The 15,944-nt window shown below is 69.5% G+C and carries 7 protein-coding genes; 2 read left to right on the top strand and 5 right to left on the bottom strand.

Annotated features, from left to right (window positions below):
- Positions 1 to 51: 51 nt before the first annotated feature.
- Together ACTXG6_RS13690 and istA are read right to left on the bottom strand one after the other, a co-directional pair.
- Entirely contained in the window at positions 52 to 876 is an 825-nt protein-coding gene (locus ACTXG6_RS13690) for an ATP-binding protein (RefSeq protein WP_445186889.1), read from the bottom strand.
- Positions 873 to 2,498 (bottom strand): IS21 family transposase, encoded by a 1,626-nt coding sequence (gene istA / locus ACTXG6_RS13695; protein ID WP_445186888.1) that lies wholly within the window; start codon positions 2,496 to 2,498, stop codon positions 873 to 875. The genes ACTXG6_RS13690 and istA overlap by 4 nt, the downstream gene beginning before the upstream one ends.
- Positions 2,499 to 2,716: 218 nt before the next feature.
- Between istA and ACTXG6_RS13700 the strand changes: the two genes are divergently transcribed.
- Positions 2,717 to 4,090 (top strand): aspartate aminotransferase family protein, encoded by a 1,374-nt coding sequence (locus tag ACTXG6_RS13700; RefSeq protein ID WP_445188167.1) that lies wholly within the window; start codon positions 2,717 to 2,719, stop codon positions 4,088 to 4,090.
- Between the two features lie 445 nt (positions 4,091 to 4,535).
- On the opposite strand, the gene ACTXG6_RS13705 is transcribed toward ACTXG6_RS13700, so the two are convergent.
- The 3 genes from ACTXG6_RS13705 to ACTXG6_RS13715 all read right to left on the bottom strand — a co-directional run bounded on the left by ACTXG6_RS13705 (position 4,536) and on the right by ACTXG6_RS13715 (position 14,427).
- Complete coding sequence (locus ACTXG6_RS13705; protein WP_445188168.1) at positions 4,536 to 10,811, bottom strand: Pls/PosA family non-ribosomal peptide synthetase; 6,276 nt, start codon at positions 10,809 to 10,811, stop codon at positions 4,536 to 4,538.
- 250 nt (positions 10,812 to 11,061) lie between these two features.
- Positions 11,062 to 12,465, bottom strand: coding sequence for an aspartate kinase (locus ACTXG6_RS13710; protein ID WP_445188169.1), 1,404 nt, complete (start codon positions 12,463 to 12,465; stop codon positions 11,062 to 11,064).
- A 549-nt stretch (positions 12,466 to 13,014) separates the two neighbouring features.
- A complete protein-coding gene (locus ACTXG6_RS13715; RefSeq protein WP_445188170.1) occupies positions 13,015 to 14,427 on the bottom strand; it encodes a S41 family peptidase in 1,413 nt (470 codons plus the stop codon).
- A gap of 289 nt (positions 14,428 to 14,716) precedes the next feature.
- On the opposite strand from ACTXG6_RS13715, the gene ACTXG6_RS13720 reads away from it, so the two are divergent.
- Positions 14,717 to 15,904 carry an ABC transporter permease gene (locus tag ACTXG6_RS13720; RefSeq protein ID WP_445188171.1) on the top strand — a complete coding sequence of 396 codons (1,188 nt, stop codon included), beginning with the start codon at positions 14,717 to 14,719 and terminating at the stop codon, positions 15,902 to 15,904.
- Positions 15,905 to 15,944: the final 40 nt, after the last annotated feature.

The raw sequence follows: 15,944 nt of genomic DNA on the forward strand, positions 1-15,944 counted from the left end.
GCCGTGTGCTGATCGTCGTGTAGGGACGTGGTTGACGTCAACGTTTCTCGGTCATCTGTCCTCCTGCGCGGCGTCGAGGGGTTGGCCGATGCGTGGTCGTTGGCGCTGGCGGTAGCTTTGGCCCTCGACGATGAGTTCGAAGGCGGCGGACTGCAGCCGGTCGATCGCGGACTGGGCCAGCAGCGGGTCGGCCATCATGGTCAGCATCTCTGGGGGTTCCCGGTTCGAGGTGATGATCGTGGAGGCCTCGCGGTGGCGTTCCACGATCAGCTCATAAAAATCACTGGTCTGCTCGGTGCCCAGCGGGTGCAATGCCAGATCGTCGAGTATCAATAGTTCAACCCGGTGCAGTTTCCGCATTTCCTCTTCGTGGGTGTGATCGAGACGGGCGGCGCGTAGCCGTTTGAACAGTTTGTCGGCACGTTCGATGTGCACGGTGTATTTGCGGCGGACCGCGGCATGCCCGAGGGCGTTGGCCAGGAATGTTTTCCCCACTCCCACGGGTCCCATGATGAGCACATTGTTCGTTTGGGTGAGGAATCGCAGCGAGCACAACTCTGCCCACAGTGTCCGGTCGAACGCGACGGCCGTGGAGTCGTCCCAGGCCTCCAGGACCATGGTCGGGTCCAGGTGCGCGGAGCGGGCGCGCAGCAGGGTGGCTTGTTGGTCGCGGCGGGTGACCTCATCAGCGAACAGCATCTCCAGGAACTCGTGATGCGGCAGGTGTTGGGTGCGGGCCAACGCGAGGCGTTCGGGCAGGGTGTCGAGCAGCCGCCCGAGTTTGAGCCGGCGCATCAGGTCCTTGAGATCGCCGGATACCTCGACTCGCTGCACGGACCCGCGCGGGACGGGGCTGGGACGGGCGTTGGTGGTCACGACGGGCGCCGCATCTGCCCGGTGGCACCGGTGGCGAACTCGCCGGCGTCGCGGACGAACCGTCGCGCGGCGGGCACCACCTTCGAGGCGGCGGTATCAACGGCGGCCGGGATGGGGATGGCGAGCTGGCCGGTGGCGGTGCCGCGGGTGGTGTCGGCTTCCAGCCCCCGGGTGAGCATCCGGTCGATTAGCCCGACGTTGACCGCCTCGACCTCCAAGGCCCGCTTGCATGCCTGTTCGACCCGGTCAGCGCCGTGGCGGCGGACCAGTCCGAGGAGCCGATAGACCTGGCGCATCTTGGTCCAGGGCAGCGGATGATCCAGCAGCGCGGCCGCGTAGGCGCCGATGTGCTCGCCATAGCCAGTCGCGCGGCGAGCCAGCGCGTCGAGGTCGCGCATCGCGTAGGTGGACACCTCGCTGGGCAGATCCGCCGGGTCGGTGCGCCGCCGCCCCGGTTCCTGCCGGAGATGAACTTTGATCAGCTGGCCGCGGCGGAACAGCTTGACCGTGTGCCCATCAGCACGAGCGGTCAGCCGCTGCCCGATCAGCTCCCCGGGCACCGAATACAGCGCTCTGGCCACCTCGACATGCCGATCAGGTGCGACCTTGGGTTTGGTGTAGACCGGGATCGCGAACCTCTGCGCGGGGGCCGCCAGCAGCAGGGGTGCTTCCTCGGCGTCGAACACCTCAGCTGGGCGTGCGCAGGTGGTGCCGTGGATACGCGTTCCGGCGACCTGGGCGCACCACAACACGGCGCGGGCCCGGCAGTCGTTCAGATCGGTGAAGTCCTCCCCGGCGAAGAAGCTGGACCGTACATATTGCACACATTTTTCGACCCTGGGTTTGTCCCGAGGATGGCGGACCCGCGCCGGGTCGACTACGAAGCCCCGAGCTTGGGCGTATTCGCGGAAACTATCATTGAGCCGGGGTTCGATGTTATCGGCCTGATCGACGATCGATTTCATATTATCGGGAATGACGACTTTGAAAACGCCACCGAAGAACGCCCAGGCGGCCTCGAACCCGGCGATCACTTCTTCGAGTGTTTGGCGGTGAGTCGGGTAAAGGAACATGTGCCGCGAATACACCGCGGTGAAGATCAGCCCATGGGCGACCCGCCGTGCCCCACGAACTGGGTCCGGGATCAGCCCGAGTCGACCGAAATCGACCTGTAGCTCCTCACCAGGGTTGCCGTCGACAACCGGGACCGTGGGCTGGCGCCGGCCGAAGGCCAACTCGCTGACCGCGTAGCGGTGCAGCGTGCGATAGGGCACCACCGCCCCGCGCCGGCCCAGCAGCACATGGACTTTGGCCAAGGTCAGCCCCTGTTTCAGCCAGGCCGCGATCTGCTCCCGATGGGCATCCAGGGACTCCCGGGCCGCCCCAACACCGCGTGGGCGGTCCGGTCGCACCGCGCCCAGGACCGTCCCGAGCAGCTCATCGGTCAGCTGCTCAGGGCCGCACTCCTGGGCCAGCCCGGCCGCCTCAGCGGCAGCGACGTACCGGCGGACCGTCTTGCGGTCCACCCCCGCCAACGTGCTCACAGCGCGCAGCGAACGGCCTTCCAACCACAGCCGAAGGATCTCTCTAACCTCGATCACGGACACCTCCCGATAGGACATGCGGACGACCACAACGGCCGCACGACCGGAAGGCGGGGAGCCACGCCGGGTGGTCCCACTACTGGCAAACAGGTGGTCCCATCACTGGCAAGCCCCTGGTCCCATCCTCGTGGCAAAACTAGATCCCAGGTGGGCCCTTACTCGTGGCAGACGACATAGTGCCGGGCGTCAGTTTCTCGAGCCCAATTCAGCGTCGCCATTCATCCCAGGAGAACGTCATGACCTCGCTCGCGTCCACCACCCGCCCGCACGTGACCGGTGCGTTGCCCGGGCCCCGTTCCGCCGAGCTGTTGGCCCAGCAGGAGTTGCGGGAGTCGAATGCCCGGGTCTATCCGCGGCACTTCCCGTTCGCGGTGGCGGATGCGGCTGGGTCCTTCATCCGTGATCTTGACGGGAATGTGTTCATCGATTTTTTGGCGGGTGCGGGGGTGTTGTCGTTCGGGCACAACCATCCGGAGTTGGTGCGGGTGGCGGCGGAGCAGATGGGTGTGTTCACGCATGGGTTGGATATGCCGTCGCCGGTGAAGGATGCGTTCACGGAGGCGCAGTTGTCGATGTTGCCGGTCGGTATGCGGGATCGGATGAAGATCCAGTTTTGTGGGCCGACCGGGGCGAATGCGGTGGATGCGGCGATCAAGTTGGCCAAGACGGCGACGGGTCGGGGTGACATTGTGGCGTTTCAGGGTGGGTTCCATGGCAGTTCGCATGTGGGGATGGCGTTGACCGGGAATCTGGCGCAGAAGGGGCCGATCGCGAACGGGATGCCGGGGGTGCATTTCTTTCCGTTTGCCTCGGGGGGGAGTTGTCCGGCGGGTGCGGATCCGGTGAGTTGGGATGCGAACTGTGCGGCGTTCCTGGAGTACGCGTTGACGGATCCGAATGGTGGGATTCCGTTGCCGGCGGCGGTGATCATGGAGATGGTGCAGGGTGAGGGTGGGGTCAACCCGGCGACCAGGGAGTTTGTGCAGCGGGTGCGGCGGTTGACTCGTGAGCTGGGTGTTGTGTTGATCGTGGATGAGGTGCAGACCGGGTGTGGTCGGACGGGGAGTTGGTTCGCGTTCGAGCAGTACGACATCGAGCCGGATGTGGTTGTGGCGTCGAAGGCGTTGAGCGGGATGGGGTTGCCGGTGGCGATCATCCTGTACGGCCGGGAGCTGGATGTGTGGAAGCCGGGTGCGCACTCGGGCACGTTCCGGGGCAACCAGCTGGCGTTCGCGGCGGGGGTGAAGGCGGTCGAGATGTTCCGCCGTGACGACATCCTGGGCAACGTCCGCGCCCGCGGCGAGCAGGTTGTCTCCCGGCTGGCCCGGCTGGGCGACAACCCCGACGTGGTGGAGGTTCGCGGCCGGGGCCTGATGTGGGGCATCGAGCTCGCCCCGCCGACGGACGGCCGCTCGGTCACCGAGCTCGCCGAGGAGGTGCAGGCCCGCGCGTTGCGGCACGGCCTGATCGTGGAGCTCGGCGGCCGCGACGACCGTGTGGTGCGGATGCTGCCGCCGCTCAACGTCACCGAGGAGGTACTGGACATCGCCCTGGACATCCTGATCGAGGCGATCGAGACCTGCACCGCCACCCACGCACAAGCTGCCTGACCAGCCAGCACAGAGCCGGGCCCCCGCCGACGAGGTGGAGGCCCGGTTCTCTGTCGCGAGCCCAAGCGGCCCGGCGAGCCCCGCGCGGTCGGGTAGCCGCGGCCGGGCCGGGCCGAGCGGCCGGGCTGAGCGGTTACGTCGAGATCGACGTGAGGGTCGAGTCTTCGCCCCGGATCCGACCCTCACGTCGACCTCGGCGCGCGACACTCGGACGCTGGCCGCGGGCGCGGGCGGAGATGTAGGTCAGCAACCCGGACGGCGGCGCAGAGCTGGGGCCGGGCCGCTGCGAGGGTGCACCGCGGTTGGTCGGCGGGTACGCCACTGAGCACGAGGCCCACTGAGCCCGGCGTACCGGGCTCAGTGGGCCGGGAAGACGATCGTGGGATCCGAGGTCGGCTGGAGCCCACGGCCCGGAGGGCGTGGGGACTGCGCGGCCTGAGCGGTCCTAGTCGCCCTTGCGGTCGCGCTCCTCGAGCGATCGCAACATCTGCTCCAGCTCCTCGATCCGGTTCCGCAGCGCCGGTACGTCCCCGTCGCCCGGAGGCGGCGTGGCCGGTGGCTGCGCTGCCGGTGGCTGCTGGGCGACCGGTGACTGCGCTGCCGGTGGCTGAGCTGCCGGTGGCCGGACAGCTGGCTGCTGGACGGCTGGTGGCTGCGCTGCCGGTGGCCGGACAGCTGGCGGCTGGACGGCTGGTGGCCGGACGGCCGGTGACTGGGCGGCTGCCTGCTGGCCGGCCGGGGGTTTGCCCGGTGACGGGGGACGAGCCGCTGACGGACGGCCTGGCGTGGGGTAGAACCGCGACGGTGGTGGTTGGTCACCGGGCGAACGCGCGGGACCGGGCTGTTGACCACCAGCGGGCGGGTTACCGCCGGGTTGTGGACCAGCGGGCGCGCTACCGGGTCCGGGTTGTTGACCGGCCGGCGGACGGGCAGCCCCGGGTTGGCCACCGGGTGGCCGGCCGGAAGTGGGCCGAGCCGGTGCCCCGCGCCCGGGTACGGGATAGAACCGGCTCGGCGGCGGACCGGATGCGGGATAGCCCGCCGCCGGCTGGTGCCCGGCTGCCGGTTGCCCCGGAGCCGGGGAGCCCTGTGCGGGGAAGCCCTGCCCCGGCTGCCCCTGCCCGGGCTGACCCTGCCCCGGCTGACCGTGCCCCGCGTAGCCCTGCCCCGGGTAGCCGCCCTGGCCCGGCTGCCCCTGCCCGGGGTAGCCCTGTGCCGGGTAGCCCTGCCCCGGGTAGCCGCCCTGTGCGGGGTAGCCCGGCGCCGGATAGCCCTGTCGGGGCCGGTCGCGGCCCCACCCTCGGCCCCTCGGTTCGACCAACTGGTAGGCGTCGGCCCGGGGCGCAGGCGGCGGCGCCAGCTGGCGGGTCCCGGCCGTTGTGGTGCCGTACCCCGCGGGCGCACCGGTGGCCAGCTTGCCGGCCACCGCCCGCCTGGTGCCGTTGGCGGCCGCGCTCACCAACCACTCCAGCGGGCCCCGCCCGACGGTGAGCCGCAGCAGCAGACCGAGCACCAGCACGGAGCCGACCATCTCGACGTACAGCACCGCGGGGTGGTCCGAGAGCACGCCGGTGGCCAGCACGATGAGGTGTGCGGTGTAGAAGGTGAGCGTCATGCTGCCGGCGGCCGCCAGCGGGCGCAGGATCCGGGCGGCCAGGCGGGAGCGGCACACCAGCAACGCGAGCCCGAGTACCGCCATCGCCGCGCCGAGGGTGAACAGCAGATCCAGCGTGGAGTTCGAGTGCGGCGCGCGCAGCGCCAGCCACCACCAGTTCGGCTCCGCGGTCGGCACCGGCTGCCAGAGGATCGTGTTGAGCGCCTTGACCGGGTCCTTCTCGGCGCCGGCCGCCTCCTGCAGCGCCGCGACGCCGCCGAACCGGAACAGCAGCAGGGAGGACGCGGACCAGGCGATGGCGGCGAAGGCGACGCCGAAGCCGACCAGCCATTGCGCGACCCGCGCCGAGGCCAGGTCCAGCCGGCCGATGGCCAGACCGACCAGCAGGATGACGAGGTAGGCGATGGCGGGGTACGGGCCGGTGACGAACAGCTGGACGAGCAGCCCGAGCGGATCCTGAACCAGCGTGGCGAAGGTCGGGTTGGTAGCGGTGCCGGAGTAGGGCAGGCCGGCGCCGAAGGTCAACACCAGTGCGGCCGGCGCCGCCACCAGCAGCACGGCCGCCAGGGTGCCCAGCAGCCACCGGCGCATCCCGAGGAACGGCAGCGCGAGCAGGAACAGGGCCGCGTAGTACGGCAGGATCACCTCGGCCTGGTCGGTGTAGCCGAGGCCGAGCCCGATCAGCCCGATCAGTACCGCGCGGACCGCGATGCCCGCCGAGGCCGCGAGCCGGGCCCGGCCCCGGGCCGGCTGCCGCCCACCGCTGAGGAAGGTCAGGCTCACACCGGCCAGCAGCACGAAGGTCGCGGCCGACCGGCCACCGGCCAGCAGGGTCGCGAGGGTCGGCGAGCCGTCGGCGGCGAAGGTGCCGAAGACGTGCACGGCCATCATGCCGAGCAGCGCCAGCCCCCGCGCCACGTCCACCCCGAGCACCCGGTCGGCGCGGGCGTTGCCCGGCGAGACCTCGCGTACCGGCTTGGGGCGGCGCACCGGAGGTTCGGTGCCGCCGGCCCAGTCGGGCGTCTGTGGTGCGGGGGTCTGGTCGGCCGGGTTGCCGTGCCACCACTCGCTCGGCGCGACCTCCTGGCCCTTCATCAGGAACGAGTCGGCGGCGAGCACCGAGCCGTCGCCCATGGTCACGCCGTAGTGCACGAACGCCTGCACGCCCAGCGTCGCGCCGGCGCCGATCACGGTGGGGCCGGACTTGAAGCTGCCGTCCTCCAGGGAGTGACACTGCACGATGCTGCCGGCGTTGAGCACCGCGTCGTCGCCGATCGTGACCAGCGTCTTCTCCGGGATGGAGCAGCCGTCGTCGAAGACCCGCCGGCCGATGCGCACGCCGAGCAGCCGCCACAGGATGTTCTTGAACGGGGTGCCGTTGAACGCCGGCGTGGCGAGCAGTTTCCAGAGCCGCTCGTGGGTCCAGAAGTAATGGTCGTAGATCGAGCAGAACTGCGGGGTCAGCCGACGGAAGCCGCGCGCCGCCCGCTCGACGAACACCGCGATGGCCTGGAAGAGCACCAGCGTCACCACGAAGACGCCCGTGACCGCCCACTCGCCCCACGCGGTGTAGTAGCCGAGCGCCACCGCGGTGATCAGCAGGGCGGCGGTCACCTGGAACCAGCGCACCAGCAGGAAGATCACCGCGGTGGCCGTGTTGTGCCGGTTCTTCCCGGACAGCCGGCGGGCGACCTCGGCCTCGTCGTCGAGGAAGTCGAACTCGCTGTCCCGGTCGACGGATCGCGGGATCTCGAACGGCGGCGACCCGAGCAGCCCGACGTTCTCCCGGATCGGCCCGTCGATCGGCACCATCACCTTGGTGGCCAGCAGCACGTTGTCGCCGGTCTTGGCCTGGGACGGGAACGCCACGTAGTTCCCGAGGAAGTTCCGCTCGCCGATGACCACCGGGGACACCCGGAAGGAGCTCCCGGAGTAGTCGGCGTTCATCACCGACAGCGCATCGGAGACCATCGTCTCGGTGCCGATGGTGGTCAGGTACGGCGAGTCCTGCCGCAGCTCGGCCCCGAAGTTGGAGCCGCTCTGGATGATCCGGCCCATCTTGTAGCCCAGCGCGCGCAGGTAGTGGACCACGGCGGAGCTGTCGCCGAAGAGATCCATGTAGAACTGCACGTTGGTCATCGAGGTGATCGTCTGCTGCACGACGTAGTGGAACCCGTACAGCGGGTACACCTTGTCCGGAGTGATGAACAGGTGCAGTAACCGGGGCACGGTCAGCACGACCAGCAGCCCGAGGATGGTCCCGCCGACGAACAGCACCGTCGAGATCACCAGGACCGCCACGTAGAAGTTCGAGCTGCCCAGGCTGGTCCCCCCGGCGGTGAGCACGCCGTTGAGCGCGGGGATGTCCGTGATCGCGATCGCGGCGACCGCCAGCCCGACAGTGCCGGTCAGCAGCAGCACGAGCAGCTGCAGCAGGGTGTAGATGACCTTGCGGGCGGTGCCGCAGCGGGTCGGCGGGCAGGTGCGGTAGTCCGTCGGGGCCGGTTCGGCCGGGCAGCCGTGCCAGGTCTCGCCGGCCGGTACGGACTGCCCGGTCTGCAGCGAGGACGAGTGGCCGAGCTCGGCGCCGTCGCCCATCGAGGTACCGATGTCCAGCACCGTCTTCTCGCCGACGTGGACGTAGCGGCCGAGGGTGATCGGGCCGGTCTGGATGACGCCCTCGATGGCCCGGTACCCGCTGAAGATGCAGTCCTTGCGGATCACCGTGCCGTCGCCGATGGTGATCAGGTCGGTGGCCACCGGCACGCTGCGGGAGTGGATGGTGACACCCTTGCCGATCTTGGCGCCCAGTGCCCGCAGGTAGAACACGAACAGCGGCGAGCCCGCGAAGGCCACCATGGGATTGGTCTGGATGAGTACCTTGACCAGCCAGAACCGTAGGTAGCCCGCGCTCCAGAGCCGGATCTCCCTCGGTTTCCAGCTGTCGACGAGCAGCCACTTCGCCAGGATCGGCAGTGCGGTCAGGCCGACCAGCGTGGCGACGGTGACCACCGCGGCCCGCCCGACGGTGTGCCACACGCCGGCGGCGTCCATGCTCCAGTCCAGGCCGATCTTGAACACCAGCGCGCTCAGGTAGCTCGCGGCGAGGAAGAACAGCAGCTGCACGGCGCCGCAGAACACGTAGCCCGCGCTGCTGCCCCGGACGACCGGTTTGGCGACGACCTCGACGCGGGGTTGGTCGTCGGCTGGTTCGTCGCCGAGCGCGGCCGCCAGCTGGCGGATCGTGGGGTTGAGGTAGATGTCGCGCATCGACATCTTGGGTAGTGAGGTTTCTTTGCGGACCCGCGCGGAGAACTGGGCCATCGACAGTGAGTTGGCGCCGAGCTCGTCGAAGAAGTTGCTGTCCACCGAGACCTGTTCCACCCGCAGGACCTTGGCCAGCGCGGCGGCGAGCAGTTGTTGGGTGCCGGTCTTGGCGGCGACGTGCTCGCCCTGCGGTGCGCGGGTGGTCCGCTGCCCCGGCGGTGGCAGGTTTTTGCGGTCGGCCTTGTCCTGCGGGGTCATCGGGATGGCGTCGAGGTGCTCGAGGTAGGCCGGCACCATGTAGGCGGGCAGCCGCTCGCGGAGCTGCGCGTAGATCATTTCCTGGTCGACCGACTCGGTGTCGGTGCGCAGGCTGTAGTAGCCGACGAGCTCTTTGGTCTCGGGGTCGGGGCTGAACGTGTCGACCACGGCGGCGGCGATGCCCGGGATCTGCAGGAGCACGGACTCGATCTCGGTGAGTTCGATGCGGTAGCCGCGGATTTTGACCTGTAGGTCGATGCGGCCCTGGTATTCGATTTCGCCGTCGGTGTTGACGCGGCCGAGGTCGCCGGTGCGGTAGATGCGTCCGGAGGGGTTGGCGGGGATGCCGAGGAAGTCGTCGATGAAGGCTTTGTCGGTGAGGTCGTCGCGGTTGAGGTAGCCGCAGGCCAGTCCGATGCCGGCGATGCCGATTTCGCCGGTTTCGCCGTGGGGGAGGGCTTTGTGGGGGTTTTCGGCGTCGAGGATGACGGTGGAGTAGGTGGGTAGGGGGACGCCGATGGTGACGGGTTTGTCGGGGTGGACCTCGGTCCAGGTGGCGGTGACGGTGGCTTCGGTGGGGCCGTAGACGTTGAGGAAGCGGCGGCCGGGTTTGTGCCAGCGGGCGATGAGGTCTTGGGGGCAGGCTTCGCCGGAGACGAGTAGGAACCGCAGGTCGGGTAGGTCGTCCTCGACGGTGGCGAGCAGGGTGGGGACGCAGCACATGGCGGTGACGCCGCGGCTGGTGAGGAAGTCGTGCAGGTCTTGGCCCAGGAGGCTGCCGCCGGGTGGTTTGGGTACGAGGGTGGCGCCGGAGATCCAGGGGACCCAGATTTCTTCGAAGGAGAAGTCGAAGGCGATGGTGAGGCCTTGGTAGACGCGGTCGCGGGAGCGGATGCCGTATACCTCGGCGGCGACGCGGACGAAGTTGCAGATGCTGGGGTGGTCGATGGCGACGCCTTTGGGGCGTCCGGTCGAGCCGGAGGTGTAGATGATGTAGGCGAGTTGGTCGACGTGGAAGCCGCGTTCGGCGTCGATGAGTCGGCGGGAGTCCATGTCGGCGATCAGTGGCATGGCGTTGTCGATGAAGATTGTTTCGGCGCCGTTGGCGGTGATGTCGTCGAAGCCTTCGACGCGTGCTGGGACGTGTGACATGGACAGCAGGATCCGGACCTGGGCGTCTTCGGCGATGTAGGCCATGCGGTCGGAGGGGAACCCGACGTCCAGGGGCACGTAGGCGGCGCTGATCTTCAGTACGGCGAGCATGGCGAGGTAGGAGTAGGCGGGGCGGTCGAACAGCAGGGCGATCCGGTCGCCGGGTTTCGCGCCGCGCATGCGCAGGTAGCGGGCGAGTTGGTTGGCGCGGGAGTCGAGTTCGTCGTAGGTCATGGCCAGTTCGTCGGAGTCGACGGCGAGGTGCCCGGCCCGGCCGTACTGGCGGATCCAGTCGCAACGCTCCTCGAAAACATGGTCGAGCCGCTCGCCCTTACGGGTCCGCCAACCCTGCGCCTCACCCTCAGCAACCAGCACGAGCTGGTCCAATGGCGGGGTGACGGCCTTTTCGGCCGGCTGAGTGGCGGTCACTGTGCCTCCTGTGGCGCACCGGAAAGACTGAGCGTTTCGCCTGGTCACTCCCAGGGGAAGAGGTTGACACCGGTACCGGCCGCGGTCAACGTCGATATTGACGGTCGGACGCGGCCCGGGAGTGGCAAAACCGGGCTTGAACAGCGTGAACATGCCGGTGCTGCCGGGCAACCCGGTGTCAACCGGGTGCCCAGCAGCACCATGAGCACCTTCCGGTGTCCCCCACGGCACCGGCAGGCAGGTTCGAGATTCAGGCGGCGCCCTTCGGCGCGACCTGGTGCAGGTCGGTCACTGTGCCCTCCGCGGCCTGGGCCACGGCGGCCTCGGCGGCTCGGACCACGGCGAACTCGGCGGCCCTGTTCACCGCGGCCTTCGCGCGCGTGCTGCCCACGGTGGGGCGCGCGGCCTCGGCGGCGGTGCGCTCGGTCCGCTCGATGAACGTCTCGTGCAGCAGCCGCACCGCGTCGTCCACCGCCGAGCTGGCGACGTGCACGGTGACCCGGCCGGTGCTGGTGGTGACGAACTCGGGTTCGATCCCGGCGTCGGTCAGGGTGCGCAGGGCACGCGCCACCAGTGCCGGCTTGCGGGCGATGCCCAGGCTGACCACGCTCACCGTGCCCAGCTCCCGGTGGGTGCTGACAACGGCGCCGAGGGTGCCGACCGCGGCCGCCACCTCGGCGGCCTCCACACCGGGCACGCTGAACCGCAGCTCGCCGTCGGCCGGCAGGATGGTGCCGATCGCCGCGCCCCGCTCGGCCAGCGCCAGGGTGAGCTCGGCGGCGGAGACCCCGGTGACGGCGTACAGCGGCTCCTGGCGGCGGTGCGCCACCCCGGCGACCTCGGCGTCCTCGAACGCGGACCCGCCGCGGCGGATCCAGGTGCCCTGCTCGGTGCTGTAGCTGGAGCGCAGGTGGATGTCCACACCGTGCGCGGCGGCCAGCTCGACCGAACGCGGCTGCAGCACGCCGGCGCCCGCCTCGGCCATCTCCAGCATCTCCTCGTGGCGAAGCTCGTGGATGCGCCGGGCGTTCGGCACCACGCGGGGGTCAGCGGTGAACACCGCGGGCACGTCGGTGAAGATCTCGCACTCGTGGACACCCAGTGCCGCGGCCACCGCGACCGCCGAGGCGTCCGAGCCGCCGCGCCCGAGGGTGGTCACCGCGCCGTCCGGTGAGACCCCCTGGAAGCCGGTGACCAGGGCGATCGCCCCGTCGTTCAGGGCGGCGGTGATGCGCTCGGGGCACACGTCGCGGAGTCGGGCGTTGCCGTGCGCGCCGTCGGTCAGGATGCCGGCCTGCGCGCCGTTGAAGGACACCGCGCGGGAGCCCAGCTCGTGCACCGCCATCGAGGCGAGCGCGCAGGAGATCTGCTCGCCGACCGAGAGCAGGGCGTCCAGCTCGCGCATCTGCGGCCGGGAGGACATCTGGTAGGCCATGCCGGACAGCTCGTCGGTGGTCTTGCCCATCGCGGACAGCACCGCGACCACCCGGCGGCCGGAGCGCTGTGCCTCGACCATCCGCTCGGCCACCGCGCGGAGCCGGTCCTGGTCCTTCACCGACGTCCCGCCGAACTTCCACACCAGCACCGGGAGCTCCCGCGCACCGGCGGCCGCCATCTCGTTCGCCGACTGGTTCGTGTTGCGCGTGGTGGACATTGCCCCTCCTTGATGGTGTGCCGACCGCGGTTCCGGCTGGCGCAGTACGAAGATTGCTCCCTCCGGCCGGCCGAAACGATGGTGCGGACCCCAGACCTGGTGGCGAGCACCCCCGGGTCCAGGTAGGGATCACCCCACCCCCGCGCGCGACGGCCGACCATTCTGAGCTGTGGCGTCCGGGCTGGACGTTCGGGGCGGGCCGCCGGCCCGTCCTCCTGGCTGAGCGGTCCCCAGTTTGCTCAGCCGGGCATCAGCCGGGTGTCGACGAGGACGGTACGAACGTCAAGCACTCTCTGGTCACCACCGGCTGGGCCCGCGCCGGGGCGCTGGTCGAGCTGTTCGCCTCGGCGCGCAACGACCACCGGCCGGGCTGCTCAAACCGGCCACCCTGTACGCCCAGCTCGGCGGGGTCGGCGAGGGGCAGCGCGCCGTCGAGACGCTCACCCCGCTGGCCGCCCGGCTCGGTCCGGGTGGCGGTTCCAGCAGGTGCCGCAGCTGCTGCTGGCCGGCGACTCACCGGACCCGATCTGACGCTCGCCCGGTCCGGGCTCACCAGGGGGCGTCCACGGCGGCGTCGCGGTGCTGCTCCAGATCGTCGGCGCTGAACACCGGCACCGGGACGGTGGGCGGGATACCGACGCTCTCGTAGTTGCGGCCGTCGGGGGCGTAGTAGTCCTCGTTGCCCAGCGTGATGGTCCAGCCGTTGGGCAGCTTGCGGGACATGTCGTCGGCGAACACACCCTGGGTGGCCGCGCCGTACCGGCTCGGGGCCGGGGTACGACCCATCAGTGCCTCGACGAACGTCTCCCCGGCGCTGATGGTCAGCTCGCTGGTGAGTACCCGGATCGGCCCGGTGTACCGGGGGCCGGTGGCGGGCGTGACGGTGACCGTCTGCAGCCGGCCGTGCTTGCTCTGGTCCTTCGGGTCGTTGCGGGGCTGCTTGGTGAAGGCGGTGTACGGCGTGTTCGTCAGCCGGCCCGCGACCTGCAGTCCCAGGGCGTCGTCGCCACCGGAGTTGTTCCGCACATCGATGATCAGGCCCTTCAGTGTGCTCACCCGCTGCTGGGTGAACACCTGGTCCAGCACCTGGGCCAGCGTGGCCTTGCTGCCGGTGAAGGAGCTGTCCTCGTCGTTGTAGCCCTCGAACCCGTTGATGCGCAGGTAGCCGCGGCCACCGGGCAGGTCCGCGTACGAGATCGCCCTGTTGGCGAAGGACTGGATCTGGCTGACGCCGAGGTCCTCACGCAGGTGGTCGTCCACGGCCTTGCGGACGCCCTTGTCCGAGAGGTCCGGGGTGCCCGGGCGCAGTCCGTAGAAATCCTTGCCGTCCGCCGAGATCGTGGTGTGTACGTCCCCGAGTGGCTTGATCATCGATCGCAGGACGGCGAACAGCTCGGCGTCCTCGGTGTCCGAGCTGACCTTCGGGCGGTACTGGTCCCGCACCGCGTCCCAGTCGACGTTCTTGCGCCCGAAGGAGTTGTAGTTCTCCGCGAACGTCGCCCAGAACACGTCGAAGGTGCTCAGCGGATCGGTCGGCATCTTCTTCGTGCAGACGCCCGGCAGCTCGGACATCGGCAGCAGGTCGATGTCGGCCGCGGTGCCCAGCAGGTGCAGAGTGGCCTTGCCGTCCGCCCCCCGGCGCAGCGTCTCGGCAGGCACGCCCTTCCTGCCGTACTGCACGGTGCCGTCCGCCGCGGCCTGCCCCAGCTGGTCGAGGGACTTGCTCGGCAGGCAGCTGACCTCGGTGGTCTCGAAGGTCAGTGCCTTGCTGCCGGCGACCCCGATGATCAGGCCGTACCCGTCGGAACGCCAGACCTCGCTCGGCAGCGGCACGGCGGTGTCGCCGCCACCGCCGGTGCCGTTGTTCGCGCCGCCCTGGCGGTCGGGTGCCGCGGCGCAGGCCGGTAGCAGCAGCGCCAGCAGGGCCAACATCGACACGCTCAGGGCCGGCCGCATAGTCATCCACTCCGTCGGGGTGGCCGGTCGTTCGCCAGCCTGTGCTCTTCTCAGTTACGCCACATCTTGGCGGGGAAAGGGCCTGGCAGAGATATGCATTTCCATAGAATGTGCCCGGGCCCGGAGCTGGTGACATGGTCGCGCCAGGTCGGCGGTAACATAATCAACATTTGAAAACGTACGTTTTCTTTTGGCTCGGGTTTTGCGCCGGTACCGCCGTGGCGTCGTCGCCCACGGTTGTTGCGCAACCGGATGGGGGCGGGCAGTGAACTTTCAAGAGGCTTTCGCGATCGCGATGCGCAGTCTGCGAGCGAACGGGCTGCGTTCCGCGCTGACCACGCTGGGCATCATCATCGGCGTGGCGGCGGTCATCGTGCTGGTCGGGCTGGGTGACGGCATCAAGGCCGGCTTCAACGACCAGTTCGGCGCACTGGGCAACCAGATCAACATCACCAAGATAAACGGTGCGGTGCCCGGCGGCGGCGCGGCGAAGGAGCTCAAGGACAGCGACGTGACCGCGCTGCGCAACCCGGCGGTGGCACCGGACATCGCCAGCGTCACCCCGATGGTCACCGGCTCCGAGCTGGTGGTGGTCAACCAGCACCAGTTCCGGGCCGCGATCCAGGGATCGACCGCCGACTACCTGACGGTGGTCGACCGGGACCTCGTCGCCGGCAAGATGTTCACCGCGGCCCAGGCCCGGACCAATGCCCGGGTCGTGGTGCTCGGGCCCAACGCGATCGCCACCCTGTTCGGCGGCGACGCGGGCGCGGCGGTCGGGACCACGGTCCGGATCAGCCGGAGCAACTTCCAGGTCATCGGCGTCCTCAAGAGCAACGGCCAGTCGGACGACGCCGCGGTCATGCCACTGGGCGCCGCCCGTGCCTACCTGGTCGGCGGCAACGACAACATCCAGCAGATGGTCGTGAAGGCGGCCAGCTCCACGCTGGTGCCGGCCGCGCAGGCCGAGATCTACCGGGTGATGGACAATCGGCACAACATCAGGGAGCCGGCGTCGCGGGACTACAACGCGACGGCGCTGCAGAGCCTGCTGGACCAGGCCAACCAGTTCCTCACCTTCCTGACCCTGTTCACCGTCGCGGTGGCCGCGATCTCGCTGATCGTCGGCGGTATCGGGGTCGCGAACATCATGCTGGTCTCGGTTACCGAGCGGACCAGGGAGATCGGCATCCGCAAGGCCATCGGGGCCCGCCGCAGCGCGATCCTCAAGCAGTTCCTGATCGAGTCGACGATGCTCGCCGGGATCGGCGGCGTGATCGGCATCCTGGTCGGGGTGGCCATCACGTTCGCTGGGATGATCATCGTGCCGAAGGTGGCGCCCACGTTCGGCGCGCCGGACATCTCCGTCGTGGCGATCGTGATCGCGTTCCTGGTCAGCCTGGCGATCGGGCTGATCGCGGGCGGTTATCCGGCCAACCGGGCCGCCGGGCTGCGTCCCATCGAGGCGTTGCGGTTCCAGTAGTCACGGTAGTTGCCGCGGGGTGGTAGCTGCGGGTAGTTGT

Source organism: Pseudonocardia sp. Cha107L01, assembly GCF_052566575.1.

Excerpts from the sequence above, each read along its gene's own strand:
- ACTXG6_RS13700 (WP_445188167.1), top strand. The coding sequence starts at position 2,717 with ATGACCTCGCTCGCGTCCACCACCCGCCCGCACGTGACCGGTGCGTTG.
- ACTXG6_RS13710 (WP_445188169.1), bottom strand. The coding sequence starts at position 12,465 with ATGTCCACCACGCGCAACACGAACCAGTCGGCGAACGAGATGGCGGCC.
- ACTXG6_RS13715 (WP_445188170.1), bottom strand. The coding sequence starts at position 14,427 with ATGACTATGCGGCCGGCCCTGAGCGTGTCGATGTTGGCCCTGCTGGCG.
- istA (WP_445186888.1), bottom strand. The coding sequence starts at position 2,498 with ATGTCCTATCGGGAGGTGTCCGTGATCGAGGTTAGAGAGATCCTTCGG.
- ACTXG6_RS13720 (WP_445188171.1), top strand. The coding sequence starts at position 14,717 with ATGCGCAGTCTGCGAGCGAACGGGCTGCGTTCCGCGCTGACCACGCTG.